This window comes from Streptomyces sp. C10-9-1 (assembly GCF_024497955.1).
Lineage (GTDB): Bacteria > Actinomycetota > Actinomycetes > Streptomycetales > Streptomycetaceae > Streptomyces > Streptomyces sanyensis.
Genome location: NZ_JANHKP010000010.1, coordinates 94,713 through 113,279 on the forward strand (window position 1 = coordinate 94,713; position 18,567 = coordinate 113,279).

General features: G+C 75.9%; 16 protein-coding genes. 7 read left to right on the top strand and 9 right to left on the bottom strand.

Annotated elements, in window-relative coordinates:
• Positions 1-144: 144 nt before the first annotated feature.
• From NPS70_RS15940 to NPS70_RS15960, 5 genes are all read right to left on the bottom strand, one after another.
• Complete coding sequence (locus tag NPS70_RS15940) at positions 145-948, bottom strand: 3-hydroxybutyrate dehydrogenase (RefSeq protein WP_256524923.1); 804 nt, start codon at positions 946-948, stop codon at positions 145-147.
• Between the two features lie 55 nt (positions 949-1,003).
• Positions 1,004-1,486 (bottom strand): NUDIX domain-containing protein, encoded by a 483-nt coding sequence (locus NPS70_RS15945; protein WP_256524924.1) that lies wholly within the window; start codon positions 1,484-1,486, stop codon positions 1,004-1,006.
• Positions 1,487-1,594: 108 nt separating this feature from the next.
• Positions 1,595-3,208, bottom strand: coding sequence for an apolipoprotein N-acyltransferase (lnt, locus tag NPS70_RS15950; protein ID WP_256524925.1), 1,614 nt, complete (start codon positions 3,206-3,208; stop codon positions 1,595-1,597).
• A gap of 159 nt (positions 3,209-3,367) precedes the next feature.
• Positions 3,368-3,931, bottom strand: coding sequence for a hypothetical protein (locus NPS70_RS15955; RefSeq protein WP_256524926.1), 564 nt, complete (start codon positions 3,929-3,931; stop codon positions 3,368-3,370).
• A gap of 127 nt (positions 3,932-4,058) precedes the next feature.
• A complete protein-coding gene (locus NPS70_RS15960) occupies positions 4,059-4,901 on the bottom strand; it encodes an aspartate/glutamate racemase family protein (RefSeq protein ID WP_305885946.1) in 843 nt (280 codons plus the stop codon).
• On the opposite strand from NPS70_RS15960, the gene NPS70_RS15965 reads away from it, so the two are divergent.
• Positions 4,900-6,147, top strand: a complete 1,248-nt coding sequence (locus NPS70_RS15965; RefSeq protein ID WP_256524928.1) for a glycosyltransferase — start codon at positions 4,900-4,902, stop codon at positions 6,145-6,147. The genes NPS70_RS15960 and NPS70_RS15965 overlap by 2 nt on opposite strands.
• 36 nt (positions 6,148-6,183) lie before the next feature.
• Here NPS70_RS15965 and NPS70_RS15970 read toward each other — a convergent pair whose 3' ends face one another.
• Positions 6,184-7,431: a TerD family protein gene (locus NPS70_RS15970; protein ID WP_256524929.1), complete on the bottom strand. Its 1,248-nt coding sequence runs from the start codon at positions 7,429-7,431 to the stop codon at positions 6,184-6,186.
• A 251-nt stretch (positions 7,432-7,682) separates the two neighbouring features.
• Between NPS70_RS15970 and NPS70_RS15975 the strand changes: the two genes are divergently transcribed.
• A complete protein-coding gene (locus tag NPS70_RS15975; protein ID WP_256524930.1) occupies positions 7,683-8,129 on the top strand; it encodes a DUF6643 family protein in 447 nt (148 codons plus the stop codon).
• Positions 8,130-8,581: 452 nt separating this feature from the next.
• Positions 8,582-11,029 (top strand): right-handed parallel beta-helix repeat-containing protein, encoded by a 2,448-nt coding sequence (locus NPS70_RS15980; RefSeq protein WP_256524931.1) that lies wholly within the window; start codon positions 8,582-8,584, stop codon positions 11,027-11,029.
• On the opposite strand, the gene NPS70_RS15985 is transcribed toward NPS70_RS15980, so the two are convergent.
• Positions 10,999-13,398 (bottom strand): hypothetical protein, encoded by a 2,400-nt coding sequence (locus NPS70_RS15985; protein WP_256524932.1) that lies wholly within the window; start codon positions 13,396-13,398, stop codon positions 10,999-11,001. The two genes, NPS70_RS15980 and NPS70_RS15985, sit on opposite strands and share 31 nt — an antisense overlap.
• Before the next feature lie 288 nt (positions 13,399-13,686).
• Between NPS70_RS15985 and NPS70_RS15990 the strand changes: the two genes are divergently transcribed.
• Together NPS70_RS15990 and NPS70_RS15995 are read left to right on the top strand one after the other, a co-directional pair.
• Positions 13,687-14,523, top strand: a complete 837-nt coding sequence (locus NPS70_RS15990) for a DeoR/GlpR family DNA-binding transcription regulator (protein WP_256524933.1) — start codon at positions 13,687-13,689, stop codon at positions 14,521-14,523.
• A gap of 4 nt (positions 14,524-14,527) precedes the next feature.
• On the top strand, positions 14,528-14,986 hold the full coding sequence (locus tag NPS70_RS15995) for an SRPBCC family protein (protein WP_256524935.1): 459 nt from the start codon (positions 14,528-14,530) through the stop codon (positions 14,984-14,986).
• A gap of 42 nt (positions 14,987-15,028) precedes the next feature.
• Here NPS70_RS15995 and NPS70_RS16000 read toward each other — a convergent pair whose 3' ends face one another.
• Positions 15,029-16,231, bottom strand: coding sequence for a PLP-dependent cysteine synthase family protein (locus NPS70_RS16000; RefSeq protein ID WP_256524936.1), 1,203 nt, complete (start codon positions 16,229-16,231; stop codon positions 15,029-15,031).
• Between the two features lie 195 nt (positions 16,232-16,426).
• Here NPS70_RS16000 and NPS70_RS16005 point away from each other — a divergent pair, with 195 nt between their 5' ends.
• Together NPS70_RS16005 and NPS70_RS16010 are read left to right on the top strand one after the other, a co-directional pair.
• Positions 16,427-16,780, top strand: coding sequence for a hypothetical protein (locus NPS70_RS16005; RefSeq protein ID WP_256524937.1), 354 nt, complete (start codon positions 16,427-16,429; stop codon positions 16,778-16,780).
• Between the two features lie 188 nt (positions 16,781-16,968).
• Complete coding sequence (locus NPS70_RS16010) at positions 16,969-17,493, top strand: ATP-binding protein (protein ID WP_256524938.1); 525 nt, start codon at positions 16,969-16,971, stop codon at positions 17,491-17,493.
• A 124-nt stretch (positions 17,494-17,617) separates the two neighbouring features.
• On the opposite strand, the gene NPS70_RS16015 is transcribed toward NPS70_RS16010, so the two are convergent.
• A complete protein-coding gene (locus NPS70_RS16015) occupies positions 17,618-18,469 on the bottom strand; it encodes a YhjD/YihY/BrkB family envelope integrity protein (RefSeq protein WP_256524939.1) in 852 nt (283 codons plus the stop codon).
• Positions 18,470-18,567: the final 98 nt, after the last annotated feature.

Here is an 18,567-nt window from a genome sequence, read left to right on the forward strand (position 1 = left end):
GACGGCGCCCGGGGGCGGCGGGGCGCGGACCGCCCCCGCCCGGTGGGACGGCCGCGCGGCGCGGTGGTGCGGCGGCCGGATGTGCTCCCGGTCCCCGGCCCGGGGCGCGGCGGCGGCAGCGGCAGCGGCAGCGGCAGCGGCGGTTCAGTGCGCCGTCCATCCGCCGTCGAGTGCCACCGAGGTGCCGGTGATGAAGGAGGCGTGCGGGCTGCACAGGTAGGCCACGGCCTCGGCGACCTCTTCCGGTTCGGCGAGCCGCCTGATCGCGGCCTCCCGCAGCATGACCTCGTTCAGCACCCGGTCCTCGGGCAGCCCGTGGGCCGCCGCCTGGTCGGCGAGCTGCCGCTCCACCAGGGGCGTGCGCACATAGCCGGGGTTCACGCAGACCGAGGTCACCCCGTGGGGCGCCCCTTCGAGGGCGGCCGTCTTGGAGAGCCCCTCGAGGCCGTGCTTGGCCGCCACGTAGGCGGACTTGTAGGCCGAGGCGCGTACGCCGTGGACGGAGGAGATGTTGACGATGCGGCCCCAGCCGCGCGCGTACATGTGCGGCAGAGCGCCGCGGATCAGCCGGAACGGGGCCTCCAGCATCACCGTGAGGACGGTGTGGAACGCCTCCGGCGGGAACTCCTGGATGGGACGGACCAGTTGCAGGCCGGCGTTGTTGACCAGGACGTCCGTACCCGCCGCCGCGGACTCGGCGGCGTCGAGGTCGGTCAGGTCGAGGGTGCGGGTCTTTACGGTGCCGCGGAGCCCCTCCGCCCGGCTGAGCAGGGCGGCGAGGCCGTCGGCGTCCCGGTCCAGGGCACGGACCTCGGCCCCCGCGGCGGCGAGGCGGAGTGCGCAGGCGCGGCCGATGCCGCCTGCGGCACCCGTGACCAGGGCCGTCCGCCCGCCGAGGTCGAGGGAGACGGAGAGGTCGTGGGGGTCTGGAGGGGTGGGCGCGCTCATGCCTCGCACGCTAGGGAGCAATCGGCGGCGGACCCATAGGGCCAGGGCCCACAGTTCAGTCGGAATCAGTGGGTTGGAACCATGCCGGTCCCTCGGTCAGGGCGTGCTTGATCCGGAAGAGGGCGTACTCCTGGAGCTCGGGCAGGGCGTCCACGGGGAACCACCCCACCTCCAGGGACTCCTCGTCGTTGACGCGTGCCCGGCCGCCCACGGCGCGGCACCGCAGGGTGATGTCCATGTACTGGCAGCGGTCGCCGTTGGGATAGGTGACGGGCCGTGGCAGGGCCTGCACGAGGACCACCCGCTCGGCCACGCACCGCACCGCCGTCTCCTCCATGACCTCGCGCTCGGCCGTGGCGGCGGGCTCCTCCCCCGGCTCGCAGATCCCGCCGATGACCGACCACCGGCCGTTGTCGGCACGCCGCCCGAGCAGCACCCGCCCGCGGTCGTCGAAGACGACGGCGCTCACTCCGGGCAGGTAGAGCAGCTGGTGGCCCGCGGTGGCCCGGATCTCTCGGATGAAGTCGGGGGTGCCCATGGAAGGGACCTTAGCCGCAGGCGGGGCAGGCGGCCGCCCGGGGACCCGGCTCCCCGGGAGCAGGCCGTACCGGCCCGGGTCGGCCCGCCGGGAGAGGGGGGCGGTCCGTCAGCGGGCGTCCGCCCCGGCGGACAGGCGGCCGCGCTCCCGCAGGGCGCCGACCGCCACCGCACCGAGCGCGCCCGCCGCGAGCAGGACCACCAGGGCCTCGGGCAGCGCACCCACGCGGGTCGCCGGGGTGAGGGACGAGCGCAGCGGCACCTCGGCGACCAGGGCGTCCGGGGTGAACAGCTCCGTCTGCTGGACGACCCGGCCGTCGGGCATGATCACCGCGCTGACCCCGCTGGTGACGGGCACCACGACCGTCCGGCTGTGCTCCACGGCCCGCACCCGCGACATGGCGAGCTGCTGGTAGGTCATCTCGCTGCGCCCGAAGGTGGCGTTGTTGCTCGGCACGGTGATCATCTGCGCGCCGTGGGTCACGGTGTCCCGGGCAGCCCGGTCGAAGGCCGCCTCGTAGCAGGTCACCAGGCCCACGCGGGTCCCGGCGAGGTCGAAGACGCCGACCTCGTCGCCGGGCCCGAAGTCGCGCCGTACCCGGTCGACGTCGGAGCTGAACAACCGCACGAAGGAGCGCATCGGAATGTACTCGCCGAACGGCTGCACGATGCGCTTCTCGTAGGTGTCGACGGGGCCCTCCCCGGGCCGCCACTCGATCAGGGTGTTGCGCAGCGGCCCGGTCTCGGGTGTCACCACGGCGCCGACCACCGTGGGAACGCCGATGGCGGCCACGGCCTCGTCGATCACCCGGCGGGCGTCCGCGTTGCGGTACGGGTCGAGGTCGGAGGAGTTCTCCGGCCAGAGCACGAAGTCCGGCCGGGGCTCCCGGCCGGCCGCCACGTCGGCGGCGAGCTGCTCGGTCCGCTGCGCGTGGTTGTCCAGCACCGCCCGGCGCTGGGCGTTGAAGTCGAGACCGAGGCGGGGCACGTTCCCCTGGATCGCGGCGACGGTCGCGGTGCCGTCCTCGGCCGCGGCGTCGACCAGCGGGCGGGCGGCCGCCGCGGCCGCGGGCGGAAGCAGCAGGGCGAGCAGGGCGGCGACGGCCCCGAGGCGGTGCACGGCCGCACCCGCGCGCCGCGCGCGGGCGGCCTGGCGGACGGTCTCCAGCAGCCCGAAGCCGCACAGGGCGACGGCGAACCCCAGGACGGGCGTGCCGCCGAGGGCGGCCAGGGGCAGGAAGACGCCGTCGGCCTGCCCGAAGGCGATCTTGCCCCAGGGGAAGCCCCCGAAGGGCACCCGTGCGCGCAGCGCCTCCCCCGCGATCCACACGGCCGCGGCCCACAGCGGCCACCCCGGCAGCCGTGAGACCGCCGCGATGCCCGTGCAGGTGACGGCGACGAACACGGCTTCCGCGACGGCCAGGGCCAGCCACGGCCCCGGGCCGACCTCCTCTCCCGTCCACTGCAGGAGCGGCAGCATGAAGGCGAGTCCGGCAAGCAGGCCGAGCCCCAGTCCGGCCCGCAGCCGGCGCCCGCGCAGCACCCAGCCGAGGAGGGCGAACGCCGGGACGGCCAGCCACCACAGCGGACGGGGCGGGAAGCTCAGGAAGAGCAGCGCCCCGGCGAGCAGCGCCGCCACCGGTGGGATGAACCGGCCGGCGAGCGGGCGTCCGCCCGCCTTCGGGGGCCGGGACGGGTCGGCGGGGGCGATGGTCGTGGTCACCTGCCGGAGTCTACGGCGGAGGGCGTGGGCACGGCAGGGCGGTCCGGGGAGCAGGGCCGGGAGCGGTCGGCACGGGCCCCGGGGGGCCCGGGGAGGGCGGCACCGCGCGGGGCGGTGCGCAGGGCGCGGGTCCGCCGGGCGGGGGCGGGAGCGCGGACCTCAGGAGCGGGGCACGGTCCCCGGGCTCATGCCGCCGCGTATCCGCTCGCGGATGACCCGCACCGCCAGCTCGGCGTCGTCCACGGTGACGGTGAAGGTCTTGCCGTCGCTGAGCGTGACGACGAGGCCCTCTCCCCGGCGCACCACGACGGCCGTCCCCTTGTCGGGGCGCCAGCGGAAGCCCCAGCCGCCCCACTGGTGCGGGGTGACCTTCGGCTCGAAGTCGGCGCCGACCACCTGGTCCAGCGGGATGCGCCGGCGGGGCAGCCCGATGTGGCCGCAGCGCACGTCCAGGGCCTCGCGGTCCACCGTGACGTCCACGTGGACGAAGGCCAGCGTGCCGTAGAGCATCATCAGGCCCGCGGCCACACAGCCGATCACGGCCATGAGCAGGGCGGCGATACCGGTGGTCCAGTTGCCGTCGACGGCCAGCTTGATGCCCAGGGCCAGGCACGCCGCGCCCGCCGCGGCGAGGACCCACTGCATGCGGTTGCTCGCACGTCCGGTCCAGACCTCGGGAAGCGGGGTGCTCCCGGGACCGATGCGGCGGAAGTGGTGCCTCATGCTGTGGAGGGTACCCACGAACGCGGGGCGGGGCACGGTCCGCGCCTGACGCAGCGTGGTCGTCCCAGGCGGGCGCCCCGGCGGGCGGCGTCCGGACGGGGCGGGCGGGCCCCGGGCCGGTGCCGCCCTAGGACACGGCGGCCCCCGCGCCGAGCAGCCGGCCCTCCGCATAGGCGAGCGCGGGCGCGGGGAGCTCCGCCTCCCGTCCGCTGAGCAGCACCGACAGCCGCCCGCTCGGCGCGGCGCCCGGCGCGGGTTCGATGCCGCCGCGCCGCAGCGCCTGGGCGGCGACGGCCTCCGCGGAGCCGTGGAGCACGGGCGCGGGGCCGGTGCCCGCGACGGCGGCCCTGATCCGCCGTGCGACCAGCTCGTAGTGGGTGCACCCGAGGACGAGCGCCGCCAGGTGGGGCGGGGTCAGCGCGGCCGCCGCGGCGACGGCGCGGTCGATGGCCTGCTCGTCGGCCTTCTCCACGGCGTCGGCGAGCCCGGGGCAGGGCACCTCGGTCACCTCGACGCCCTGGGCGAAGTCCCTGATCAGCCCTCGCTGGTACGGGCTCCCCGTGGTGGCGGGCGTGGCCCAGATGGCGACCGGTCCGCCGCCGGAGGCGGCCGGCTTGATGGCGGGCACGGTCCCGATGACGGGGATGCCGGGCTCCAGCTCGGCGCGGAGCGCGGGCAGGGCGTGGACGCTGGCGGTGTTGCAGGCGACGATCAGCGCGTCGGGTCCCCCGGCGGCCACCGCCCGGGCGACGAGCAGCGCCCGCTCGGTGAGGCTGCGGGGCGTCCGGGGGCCCCAGGGCATGCCGTCCGGGTCCGAGGAGAGCAGGAGATCGGCGTCCGGCCGCAGCCGGCGCACGGCGGCGGCCGCCGCGAGCAGCCCGATCCCGGAGTCCATGAGCGCGATCTTCACCCGGTCACCATAGTCGACCGCCCGGGCCGGGCCCCCGTCGTGCGGCAGACTGCGGCCCATGACCGCCCTCGCGTGGACCGCCGCCGCGTCCCTGGCCGCCTGGTGCTGGCTGCTGCTCTTCCAGGGCTTCTTCTGGCGTACGGACCAGCGGCTGCCCCCGCGGCGGGAGGGGGCGGCGGAGCCGGACAGCTGGCCGGATGTCGCGGTCGTGGTGCCGGCCCGGGACGAGGCGGAGGTGCTCGCCCTGTCCCTGCCCTCGCTGCTGGCCCAGGACTACCCGGGCCGGGCCGAGGTGGTGCTGGTCGACGACGGGAGCAGCGACGGGACGGCCGCCCTCGCCCGCCGCCTGGCCGAGCGGTGCGGCGGACTGGCCCTGACGGTGGCGTCCCCGGGCGAACCGGAGCCGGGCTGGACGGGCAAGCTGTGGGCGCTGCGGCACGGCATGGAGGTGGCCGGGGCAGGCGACCCGGAGTTCTGGCTGCTGACGGACGCGGACATCGCCCACGAGCCGGACAGCCTGCGCCGGCTGGTCGAGGCGGCGCTGGAGCCGGGTGCGGGGCCCGCCGGGTGCGGCGGCGCCGCCGCGGAGCCGGGCGGGCAGGCGCGCGGCGGCTTCGACCTGGTGTCCCAGATGGCGCGGCTGAGGGTCGAGAACCGCTGGGAGCGGCTGGTGGTCCCCGCCTTCGTCTACTTCTTCGCGCAGCTGTACCCGTTCCGGCGGGTGAACCGCGCCTCGGGGCGCACCGCCGCGGCTGCCGGGGGCTGTGTGCTGCTCCGGGCCGCGACGGCCCGGAGCGCCGGGGTGCCCGCGGCGATCCGGCAGGCGGTGATCGACGACGTGTCGCTGGCCCGTGCCGTGCGGGGCGGCGGCGGGAGGATCTGGCTGGGGCTCGCGGACCGGGTGCGCAGTGTGCGCCCGTACCCGGGTCTGGGCGGGCTGTGGGACATGGTGGCCCGCAGCGCCTACGCCCAGCTGCGGCACAGCCCGGTGCTGCTGGCGGGGACGGTGGCCGGGCTGGTGCTGGTGTACCTCGTCCCTCCGGTCGCGCTCGTCGCCGGGCTCGGCACCGGGGACGCCGCGGCCGCTGCGGCCGGGGGCCTCGCCTGGGCGGTCATGGCGGGGACGTACGCGCCGATGCTGCGCTACTACGGGCTTCCGGCGGCGGGGGCGCCGCTGCTGCCGTTCACCGCCGTGCTGTACCTGCTGATGACGGTGGACTCGGCGGTGCGGCACCACCGGGGCCGGGGTGCGGCCTGGAAGGGGCGCACCTATGCGCGCCCCGAGGCCGCGCCGGGCGGGCGGTGAGCCGCCCGCCCGGCGCGGTCCGGGGGCGCCCGGCGGTCACTTCCGGCCGGGCGTCCAGTTCATGCCCCAGCCGTAGGCGTGGTCGACGGTGCGCTGCGGGCTGACGCCGCGGTCGGGCACCAGGAAGTTGGCCTCCCGCTGGACGACGAGGTCGGAGCCGGTGTTGGTGATCAGGGCGAGGGCGCAGACCGTGGACGGCACGGTGCACTCGCCGAGCGAGAAGTCCACCGGTGCGCCGTGCTGCGGCTGGAGGGTGACGGTCGCGTCGAGGTCGGCGAAGCTCCGGGCGCCCTCGTAGATCGTGACGAACACGAGGATGCGGCGCAGGGCCGCGGTGTGGTCCAGATTGACCGTCAGGTTCTCGCCGGAGGTGCCCCCGGTGCGGTCGTCGCCGTCGAGGTGGACGTAGGGCGGCTGGTGCAGGGAGCCGAAGGCGTTGCCGAGCGCCTGGACGACGCCCTTGCGGCCGTCGGTCAGTTCGTAGAGGGCGCACAGGTCGAGGTCGAGGTCGCCGTGCATGGCCATCGCCCTGCCCAGTTTGGCCCCCCACCCCTGGAACTGCTTGCGGACCTGCCAGCTGAGGTTCACGCGCAGGGTGCCGGAGGTACCGCCCTGCTTGACGAGGGAGACCGCGGGGGCCTCCTTGGTCAGGGTGACCTTGGTGAGGCGGACGGGGGCCGCGGGAGCGGGGGGTGCGGGCGGGGCCTGGGGGGCGGCGGGCTGCGGCGCGGGGGCGGTGGCGGGGGCCGGCGCCTGCTGCGGCTCGTCGACGGTGATGCCGAAGTCCGTGGCGAGCCCCTCCAGCCCGGTGCCGTAGCCCTGCCCGACGGCGCGGAACTTCCAGGCGCCCTGGCGGAGGTAGAGCTCACCGAGCACGAAGGCGGTCTCCACCGTGGCGTCCTGGCTGTCGTAGCGCGCCAGTTCCTCACCGGAGTCGGCGTCGAGGACCCGGACGTGGAGCTCCGGGACCTGGCCGAAGGTGCCGCCGTCGGCGGAGGCGGCGAGCACGATCCGCTCGATCGCCGGCTCGACGCGGTCCAGGTCGACGGTGAGCGTGTCCGCGGCGCCGCCCGCACCGGAGCCCTTGCCGTCGTGGCGGACGGCCCCGGAGGAGTGCGCGGGCTGGTTGTAGAAGACGAAGTCGGCGTCGGAACGGACCCGGCCGTCCGCGAGCAGCAGGGCCGAGGCGTCGATGTCCGGCACTCCGGGCCCGGCGCGCCATCCGGTCTCCACACGGATCCGCCGCGCCCGGAGCGGGGTGTTGGCTCCCTTAGCGAGCTGCACGGCGGCCCCCGTCCCGGCGCGGTGCGCCCGGAAGCTCCGTTGTCGTCGACGTACGGTGCATACGTCCCCCTCCTCGGCCCCGACCCATCGGTAACCCTCTCTACGCTTGTCCTTTACACGATCACACCATGCCGCGGCGACCGATTTTCTCCAGTTCGCTCACATTGGGGATCCACGGTCACTCAGAGCTGCCGAAACAACCCACTTATCGGGCTCCCCAACCGGCACATCGTGGGCTTAACTTATGTGCCATGACCTCGCCCCGCGCCACCTATGGCGGCGGTTACTACTCCGCGCCGTCGTTCCCCGACACCCCGATCTACGACTCCCTGGTCGCGGAGCGGGGCACGCCTCAGATCGCCCCGATCCGAGTGCCCTCCGCCTACGACACCGGCAGCAGCCACCTGCCGGCGCTCCCCTCGGCCCTGCCCGCCCTCCCGGCGGCGCCCTCCCCGTCCGCCCCCGCCTACGGGTACCCGCAGCAGATGCCGCAGCCGGTACCGCTCCAGCAGGCCCCCGCGCCCTACATCCCGCAGCAGCCGGCCCCGCCGCGCGGCTACCCGGCGCCGCAGTACCAGGGCCAGCAGCCGCCCCGGCCCGCGGTCGGCGGCTACGAGTCCATGCGCCCGGCCGCCCGCCCGGCGCCCGCCCCGTACGAGGACCAGTACCACCGCCCGTACCCGGGCCGGGGGTACTGAGCCCGCACCCGCGGCCCGGACCGGTGCACGGCAGCGCCGGTCCGCCGCGGCACGAGGTCGACCACGGCCGCACGCCGGCGTGCGGCGGCGGCGCGCCCTGCGCCGTCCGCCGCGCGGGGGGCGGCGCACGGCCGTGACACCCTGTCGGCAGCGGCCGCCAGGTGCCCCGGCGCGGGGGCACCGGCGCGCCGCCGCCGCGCGGTCCGCGCGGACCGCCGCATCCCTCGCCCGGCCGGAGTCTCCGGCCGGGTTTCCGCACGTGTGCGTGCCACCCCGGGCTCCCGGCCCCCACCGGCACGGGGCGCGCCGGACCGGCCTGCCACATCCCGTCAACTCCGGCCCGCTCCGCGCGCTACGGTGGTGCGACGCCCTCTTCGACGGGCGCGGAGGGCGCCCCCGTCGGCGCGCCCCGGTGCACGACACGGACCACGAGGTGGGGGCAGAGCAGCACGATGGCACAGGGCACGGTCCAGGTGACGCACACCGGCACATCGCGGTGGCGGCGCCGCACGGGCGAGTACCCCTCCCTCGCCGCCGCCCTGGAGGCCGCCGGGGACGGCGACGTCCTCACCGTGGCACCCGGCACCTACCGCGAGAACCTCGTGCTCGGGCGCGCGGTCACCCTGCGGGGAGCCGACGGGGCGGCCGGTTCGGTGCGCATCGCGCCCGCCGACGGAGTGGCGCTCGTGGTGCGGGCGTCGGCGACGGTGGAGGACCTCCATGTGGAGGGCCAGGACGCGGCCGCGCCGGCGCTCCTGGTGGAGGACGGCGCCCCGGAGCTGACGGGCCTGCGGATCGTGACCCGCTCCGCCGCCGGGCTGGAGGTCCGCGGTGCCGCCCGCCCCACGGTGCGCCGTGTGAGCGTCGACAACCCGGCGGGGGTCGGCATCGCCGTGCTGGACGGCGCCGGCGGGGTGTTCGAGGAGTGCGAGGTGGTGTCGGCGGGCCAGTCCGGGGTGTCCGTGCGCGGCGGGGCGCGCCCCCGGCTGGAGCGGTGCCGGGTCCACCACGCCTCGGGGGCCGGGCTGTCGGTCACCGGTGAGGGCAGCGGCCTGGAGGCCCTCGGCTGCGAGGTGTACGAGATCAAGGGCGCGGGCGTCCAGATCTCCTCCCGGGCGTCGGCGCACCTGACCGACTCCTCGGTGCACCGCACCTCCTCCGACGGGGTGACCCTGGACACCGACGCCGTGCTCACCCTGTCGGACTGCGACATCCACGACGTCCCGGAGAACGGGATCGACCTCCGCTCCCGCGCGGTGCTGACGCTCACGCGGTCCTCGGTGCGCCGGTTCGGCCGCAACGGGCTGTCGGTGTGGGACCCGGGCACCCGGGTGGACGCCAACCGGTGCGAGATCCACGACAGCACCGGCGACTACCCGGCGGTCTGGGTCAGCGACGGCGCGACCGCCGTGCTGGACTCCTGCCGCGTGCACGACGTGCCGGACGCGTTGTTCGTGCTCGACCGCGGCTCCCGGGCCGATGTCGTGGACAGCGACATCTCCCAGGTGCGCAACACGGCCGTGTCGGTCAGCGACGGGGCGACCGCCCAACTGGACGACTGCCGGGTCCGCGAGGTCTCGACCGGCGCCTGGTTCCGCGACCACGGCAGCGGCGGCACCCTCAACGGCTGCACCGTGGACGGGGCGCAGACCGGCGTCATCGTGACCAAGGGGGCGGACCCGCTGATCGAGCGGTGCACCGTCACCTCGCCCGCCGAGGCCGGCTTCTACGTCTCCGCCCAGGGGCGCGGCACGTTCCGCGGCTGCACGGTGTCGGGCAGCGGGGGCTACGGCTTCCATGTGATGGACGGCTGCCGCACCCTGCTGTCCCGGTGCCGCACCGAGCGCTGCGCGCGCGGCGGCTACGAGTTCGGGGAGAACGACGGCCCGGTCGTCGAGGAGTGCACCAGCGACGAGAGCGGGACGGTGCGCCCGGCGGGCGCCGAGCGCACGGCGGTCCCCCCGCCGGCCGCGCCCGCGACGGTGGGGCTGCTGTCGGCCGTGCCCGTGCAGAGCCCGGCGCAGTCCCCGGCCTCGCCCCGGGGCGCGGGCGCCCGGGAGCCGGGGGCTCCCGCCGCCGCCCCGGACGCGCGCGGCGCCGACGAGGTGCTCGGCGAACTCGACGCCCTGGTCGGCCTCGACAGCGTCAAGCGGGAGGTCCGCACCCTCACCAACATGATCGAGGTGGGGCGGCGCCGCGTCGAGGCGGGGCTCAAGGCGGCCTCCGTCCGCCGCCACCTGGTGTTCACCGGGTCACCCGGCACCGGCAAGACCACCGTGGCCCGGCTGTACGGGGAGATCCTGGCCTCCCTGGGCGTGCTGGAGCGCGGCCACCTCGTCGAGGTCTCCCGGGTCGACCTGGTGGGCGAGCACATCGGCTCGACCGCCATCCGCACCCAGGAGGCGTTCGAACGGGCGCGGGGCGGGGTGCTGTTCATCGACGAGGCGTACGCGCTCTCCCCCGAGGACTCCGGCCGGGACTTCGGCAAGGAGGCCATCGACACCCTGGTGAAGCTGATGGAGGACCACCGGGAGGCGGTCGTCGTGATCGTGGCCGGGTACACCGCGGAGATGGAGCGGTTCCTCACCGTCAACCCGGGTGTCGCCTCCCGGTTCTCACGGACCATCACCTTCCGCGACTACCGGCCCGGGGAACTGCTGCGGATCGTGGAGCAGCAGGCCGAGGAGCACGAGTACCGGCTCGCGCCGGGGGCCGCGGAGTGCTTGCTGAAGTACTTCACCGCGCTGCCGAAGGGACCCGCCTTCGGCAACGGCCGCACGGCCCGCCAGACCTTCGAGTCGATGGTCGAGCGGCACGCGGTGCGGGTGGCGGCGCTGCCGGAGGCGGGCACCGAGGAGCTGACCCTGCTCTACCCGGAGGACCTGCCCGAGCTGCCCTGAGCGCCGCCGTCCGCCCTCGTGCCCCCGGAGGCGGGGCCCTGCCGGGGCAGGGGCGGTGCGAGGCGGGCGAGGAGCCGGGCGCGCTCCTCGGCGAAGGCGGGGTCCGCCCGGTAGTCGGAGTGCCCGAGGATCGGCTCGGGCAACGGGTAGCGGTCGCAGCGCCCGTAGACGAGGGGGTCGGCGAGGGCCGGCCGGTCGACCTCGGGACGGCGGCCCTGCGCGGGGAGCATCACCGGCCCGCCGATGGGGTCGGTGGGCCGCCACAGGTTCCGCCAGCAGTCGAGCTCCTCGTGGAGCCCGGCGAGCGCGGCCGGTCCGAAGTAGGCGGGGAACCAGCGACCGTAGAGCCGCTCCAGCGGGGAGCCGTAGGTCAGCAGCGCCACCCGGCGGCGCGCCGCGGGCGGCAGCTGCCACACCGCGGCGGCGGCCAGCACGCTGCCCTGGGAGTGGCCCGAGATGACGAGCCGCCCCCCGGTGCGGTCCGTCCAGGTGCACATCCTCCAGGTGAGGTCGGGCACGGCGCGCTCCGCGTAGCACGGCGGGGCGAAGGGATGGGCGGCGCGCGGCCAGAAGGTGCCCACGTCCCACAGGATGCCGACGGTACGGCGGGCGGAGGCGTCCCGGTAGGCGCGGCGCCCCATGGCGACGAAGAGGACGAAGCCGAGGCCCACCAGCCAGGAGCCGAGCGCCTGGGCCGCCTCGGCGGCCGTCGAGAGCAGCGGGCCGGAGTCGGCCAGGGTCCGGGCGGGCGGGCGGCCGCTCCTCCAGGCCCCGACGACCGCGGCGGCACCGAGCAGCAGGGTGGTCGCGGAGACCACGCCCACGATCACGGGGGCCGCGTCGGTGAGCCGCGCCCGCGCCCGGGTGCCGGCGATCCGCCGGGAGCGTGCGGCGTCGGGGCGGGCGGTGCCGTACTCCGTTTCGACGGCGGGGGCGAGGCGGCGGGCCGTGCGCCAGGTGCGCAGGGCGAGCCAGAGCGCGGGGACGAGCAGGACCGCGAGGAGCGCGGGGATGACCGACGCCTGCCAGCTCAGCAGGACCGGCGGGCCGGGGATGACGCCGGGCCCGCCGAGCCAGTCGGCGACGCGCTGGGCGACGCCGCCGGTCATGACGCCGCCGAGCGCGCAGGCCAGCATCGCGACGGCCGGCCCTCCGAGGCCGCCCAGCACGGCCCGCGGATGCCGCGCCCTGCGGTGGAGGCGGTGGGCGGCGGCGGCGAGGGCCACCACCAGGGCTCCCTGGGCGAGGACGATCACGCGGAAGGCCTCGTCACCCGGCAGGCTGCCGGCGGAGACCCAGCCGGGGCGGGACCAGCAGGCGTAGCCGAGGCCCGCGGCGAGCAGCCCGGCGGCCGCGCCGGGGAGCAGGCGCACCGCGGCGCGGTCGAGGCGGGCGTCGAGGCGGCGTTCGCTGCGGCCGCGCCGCAGGACGACGTAGAGCACGGCGCACCCGGCGAGCGCCAGGGCGGCCTCCAGGACCGCCCCGTACACCGCGGGAGCCGTGCCGCCCGCGGTGCGGTCGTGGCGGGCCGCGGCCCCGGTGACGGCCGCCGCGACGGTGAGCAGGCCCGCCGCGGTGTGCGCGGCGCGCAGCCGGGCGACGAGCCGGCGTCCGTACCAGAAGCCCGGGCGGCCGAGCGCCGGCCGGTGCGGGCCCGCGCCCTCGCCCTCTCCGTCCTCGTCGCCGTCGTCCGTGTCGGCGCCGCCGTCCGCGGCAGCGGCACCGGCGGCGCGGGGGCCGATCGGCGGGCGCTGGGACTCGTAGGCGCTCCATGTCCGGTTGGAGAGGTACCACAGCAGGGCCACCAGGGCGGTCGGGACGGCGGCCGCGAGGGCCAGGCGCCTGCCCGGCTGGGACCACCAGCCCCCGTGGGCGGGATCCAGGAACCCCAGCCGGCCGCGGGCGCCGCCGCAGGCGTGGGTCCCCGCGCACTGCCACGCCACCAGGTCGAGGGCGACCTCGCAGGCGGCCGCGGTCAGCAGCACGGTGAGGCTGAGGGCGACGAGGCGGACCAGCGCTCCGTAGGCCCGGGTGGTGCGCCGGCTGCCGACCGCCCCGGGCCGCATCCAGTGCGCCAGGTTGGCCACCATGAAGGGCAGGAGCAGCAGCCACAGCGCACGGGCCCCGTTCCCCGAGGTCAGGTTGGACCAGCAGTAGGCCTCGGGGACGGGCCGACCGGCGTGGCGCTCGGGGTGGAGTTCGGCCTCCGCGTCCTCGGTGCGCCGGAAGACGGCGGCCTTCGCGTCGCCGGTGATGCGCACCGTGCGGGGGTCCCCGAGGACCCCCTGGGCGGTGGCGCCGCCGACTCCGTGGACGAGCAGCTCCAGCGCGGGTCCCTCGCCGCGCGGTGCCGGGTTCGCAGGGGTCACCGGTGACTCACTCCCTCCGTGGGCGGGCGGGTGTTCGGTGCGGCGCGGGGGCGGACCCGCAGGGCGGTGCGGTGGGCACGGCGGCCCGTCAGGTGTGCGGCGGGTGACCGCGGGGCGGCGTTGCGTGACCAGGATCGCCGATGGAGGGGCGGCCGCGCACCGGATCCGGCCGGATCCGCACCGGATCTGGTCCAGACCTCGGCCGACGCGGCGTGGGAGGATGGGGACCCTGTCAGCGGACGCGGTGCGGCTGGGCACGGTGTCGACACGGAAGGGGCCGTCCGGGCGGTGGCGGACAACCGGAATCTGCTCGCGGAGCAGCGGCGCGCGCTCATCCTCGACGAGGTCCGCCGCCGCGGCGGGGTGCGGGTCAACGAGCTCACCCGCAGGCTCAACGTGTCCGACATGACCGTGCGGCGCGATCTGGACGTGCTGGCGCGGCTGGGGATGGTGGAGAAGGTGCACGGCGGAGCGGTCCCGGTCGTCGAGGCGAGCGGCCACGAGCCCGGGTTCGAGGTCAAGTCCTCGCTGGAGCCGACCGCCAAGGAGGAGATCGGCCGTGCGGCGGCCCGGTTCGCCGCGCCGGGGAGCGCCGTGGCCCTGTCCGGCGGCACCACGACCTGCGCTCTGGCCCGTCACCTGCTGGAGGTGCCCGACCTGACGGTGGTGACCAACTCGCTGCGCGTGGCGGACGTGTTCCACGCGGCCCGGCAGGCGGCCGCGGCCGAGGGGCGGCCGGGCCCGGCCGCCGCGGTGCTCACCGGCGGGACCCGCACGCCGTCCGACGCGCTGGTGGGGCCGGTGGCCGACCACGCCATCCGCTCCCTCCACGTCGACGTGGTCTTCGTCGGTGTGCACGGCGTCTCGGTGGAGGCGGGGCTCACGACGCCCAACCTGGCGGAGGCGGAGACCAACCGGCGGCTGGTGGAGGCCGCCCGGCGCGTGGTGGTGGTCGCCGACCACACCAAGTGGGGGACGGTGGGACTGAGTTCCTTCGCCGGCCTGGAGGAGGTGGACACCCTGGTGACCGACTCCGGGCTGCCCGCCGGGGCCCGCTCGGAGATCGCCGAGCATCTTCCCGGCCTGGTGGTGGCCGGGGAGACCGGCAGCGGCGGACGGGGCTGAGACGGTGGCCGTGTTCCGTATCGGGCGCAGGACGGCACTGCCCGCCCCGGAGTGCTGGCGGCGGGTCACCGACTGGGAGGCGCACGGCGCCGGGGTCCCGGCGACCTCGGTGTCGGTGCGGGGCCCGCTGCCGGTGGGCGAGGGCAGCACCGTGGTGGCGCGGACCGGGCTCGGGGGCCGCCTGGGATTCGACGACCCGATGGAGATCGTGCGCTGGAGCCCGCCGTCCCCCGGCCGCGCCGGGGTGGTCCGGTTGGAGAAGCGGGGGCGGGTGGTGACCGGGTGGGCGTCGATCGAGGTGCACCCGACCTGGAGCGGTTCGGTGGTGCTGTGGGTCGAGGGACTGCGCGTCAGGGGCGTGCCCGGGCTGCTGGACCCGCTGGTCGCGCACGCGGGCAGGGCGGTCTTCGGGCGGGCGCTCGACCGGCTGCTGGCCTCGCCGCGGCGGCCGGCGCCGGAGTGAGGCACCGGGGGCGGCCCCTCGCGCCCCCGGTGCCCTGGGCGGTCAGGCGCCCAGGCGGGCGGTCCGGAGGAACCCGTCGATCGCGGCGCTGTAGGGGCCGATGTCCAGGCCCTGCTCCGCCAGCCACGCGTCCGAGTAGTACTTGTCCAGGTAGCGCTCCCCCGGGTCGCAGATCAGGGTGACGACACTGCCCCGCTCGCCCCGTTCGACCATCTCCGCGACGATCCGGAACGCGCTCCACAGTCCGGTCCCCGTGGAGCCGCCCGCCTTGCGGCCGATCGCCCGCTCCAGTGCCCGTACCGCGGCGACCGACGCGGCGTCCGGCACCTTCATCATCCGGTCGATGGCCCCGGGGACGAAGCTGGGCTCCATCCGGGGGCGCCCGATCCCCTCGATGCGGGATCCGCAGTCGCTGCTCGCGTCCGGGTCGGCGTGCGTCCAGCCGTCGAAGAAGCAGGAGTTCTCGGGGTCGGGCACGCAGATGCGGGTGTCGTACTGCATGTAGTGCACGTACCGGGCGATGGTGGCGGAAGTGCCGCCCGTCCCGGCGGTCGCGACGATCCACGCGGGTTCGGGGTAGCGCTCCCGCCGCAGCTGCTGGTAGACGGACTCGGCGATGTTGTTGTTGCCGCGCCAGTCGGTCGCCCGCTCGGCGTAGGTGAACTGGTCCATGTAGTGGCCGCCGGTGCGTTGGGCGAGCGTGGCGGACTCCTCGTACATGGTCCGCGGGTCGTCGACGAAGTGGCAGCGTCCGCCGTGGAACTCGATCAGCCGGATCTTCTCCGGGCTCGTGGTGCGCGGCATCACGGCGACGAAGGGGACGCCGATCAGCTTCGCGAAGTACGCCTCGGAGACGGCCGTGGAGCCGCTGGACGCCTCGATGACCGGCTTGCCCGGGCGGATCCAGCCGTTGCACAGGCCGTAGAGGAACAGCGAACGGGCCAGGCGGTGCTTGAGGCTGCCGGTGGGGTGCGTGGACTCGTCCTTGAGGTAGAGGTCGATCCCCCACTCCTCGGGCAGCGGGAAGAGCAGGAGGTGCGTGTCGGCGGACCGGTTGGCGTCCGCCTGGACCCTGCGAACAGCGTCTTTCAGCCATGCGCGGTAGGCGGAGTCGCTGCGGTCGACGTCCGCCGTGGCCTGGGGGACCTCCGTCCCCGGCCTCACCCGGACGGCGGACGGCGCGCGTCCGCCGTCCTCCTCCTCGCTCCCGGTCCCGGGGCCCACGGCTTCCCCACTCGTCCTCATCGGTACCGCCCGCCGTTCTCTCCGTGCCGCCGTCCCGTCCGGCGCCTGCCTCCACAGTAAGCCCCTCACCTGCATAAACGTTCGCTTTGGGGTTCCATAGGGCTGCCTTGTGGCCGGACCTGGCGCCGGCTACTGGTGCGCGGCGCGGCAAGTGTGCAGACTTCCGGAAGGAGCCATCGAGAAGGGGGCGGAGCCATGGCGGCGACGGAGTCGGACTTCAGTGCCACGGGCGTGCGGATCGAGCGCTGGCCCCGGTCCCTGACCCGGGCCGGGCAGGTGCGGATCAAGGACGGCCGGCTGGCCCTGATGACGAGCTACGGACGGGTCATCGACAGCGCGCCGGTACGGGCCGTGACCGCGGGGCGGCCGTGGTTCGCCGGTGAGGACAGCACGGTGGCCACCGTCAACGGCAGGCGGTACCGGCTCACCATGGGGCAGCGGGGCGGCAGGCCGGACGCCAAGGGGCTGGCCGGACGCTTCCTGGAGGCCGTGCGCGGTGCTTCCGGAGCGGCGGAGGACGCTGCCGCGGGCGACGGCGCGGCGGGCTGAGAACGGGCGCGGCGCGGGCGCGAGTTGCGGTGCCCCGGGTGGTGGTTCACTCTGGTCCCACATCACTCAGGGTTCCCCGGCGGTCACACGGAGATCCATCCGCTCCGCCGGGCTCGTCCGGCGGGCACCGTCTGCCGGACACCGCTTGACTCGTCTTCTTCCGGACCTCATTTCGGGGAGTCGCAGCCGTGATCAGCCAGCCCAGCAGGCACTGCACGGTGGAGCTCCAGGCCCTGCCGTCGCGGATCTGTCAGGTCCGCAGAATCATCTCGGCGCAGCTGCGCTACTGGCATCTCGATCCCCTGATCGACCAGGCAGCGCTGGGTGTCACCGAGTTGCTCACCAACGTCCACCGGCACGCGCGGCCGGACAAGACGTGCACCGTGGACGTGGAGCTGCTGCTCGACCGCCTCACGGTCTCCGTCCACGACCGCGACCCGCGGCTGCCCACGGTGTGCGAGGCCGACGCCTCGGCGACCCACGGGCGCGGGCTCGCGCTGATCGCCGCCGTCAGCGAGAGCTGGGGCGTGCGTCCACGGGGGGAGGCGGGCAAGGTCGTCTGGTTCACGCTCCCCGCCTCGTCGCCCGCGGGCACGCTCCGGGCGTATCCCGCGTCGGCGGTGTACGGCGCGACCACGACGGGGCCGTTCACGGACTCGCCGCGGATCGTGATCGACTCCTCGGCCAAGCCCCGTTCGGCGGTGGCGGGCTGACGGGTCCGCCGGACGGTACGCCGGCGGTACGCCGCCGCATCCGGTCCGCGGGGCGGCGTGCAGGTGCACGGGTCCCGCCCGGCCCCGCCCGCCGCGCACGGCCCGGCCTGTGCGCCTCCCGCCGTCAGAGGGAGTCCTCACGCAGCCGACGCTCCACCCGCCGCCGGGTGCGCTCCTCGTGCGCGATCCGGCCGACCAGCGCACCGCCGTAGACGACGAACCCGGCGCCGACCAGCCACGACTGCACGACGAGGACGGTGCCGAACGGCCCGTAGGTCACGGTGTTGGTGGCGATCAGCGGTGAGAACACCAGCTGGGAGAAGACCCTCAGCCCCAGCATGCCGAGTGTGGTGGCCACCGCCCCGGGCACCAGGGCGCGCCACCGCACCCTGCCGCACACCAGCACCCGCTGCGAGGCCCAGAAGAACAGGAAGGTCCCGGCGAGGTCCCCCAGCGCACCGGCAAGCGCGACCAGCCCGGACTCCTGCTCGACGGGGATATTGGTGAACACCAGCAGGAACAGCACGAGCATGGCGAGCCACACCACATGGCGCCACATCGTGTGCCATCGGGCCGTAGGCAGGTCCCACACCTTCTCGTACCCGGTCTGCACGGCGGAGCCGAAGGTCAGGCCGAAGACGGCCAGGGCGGCGAGCCCGAAGGCCGTGGTGCGCTGGAGCGCCTGGCCCGGCACGCCGAAGAGCTGCTCGACCTCCTGCTGCGAGGCGGCCGAGACCCCGAGCGCCTGACCGAGCCATCGGGCGAAGCCCTCCGCACTGACCGGGTCGGCGGCCGCCACGACGACGAGCAGCGGCACCAGGGTGAGGAAGCCGAGGGCCGCGAACCCCATGGCGCGGTGCATCAGCTCCATGGAGCGCCCGCGGTTCCACGCGAGACCGACCGGCGACTCGGCCAGCCTGCGGTGCACCTCGTCGAAGCGGCGCGGGCCGCGCGGCCGGGAGGGCGTGTCGGTCATATGGCGTCGACTACCCGGAGTCGGGCCCGTCCCCCGCCGGCGCTGCGCCGGACGGGTGGCCGGGGAGCCGTTCGGGCGGGCCCGGACGGCCCGGGCCC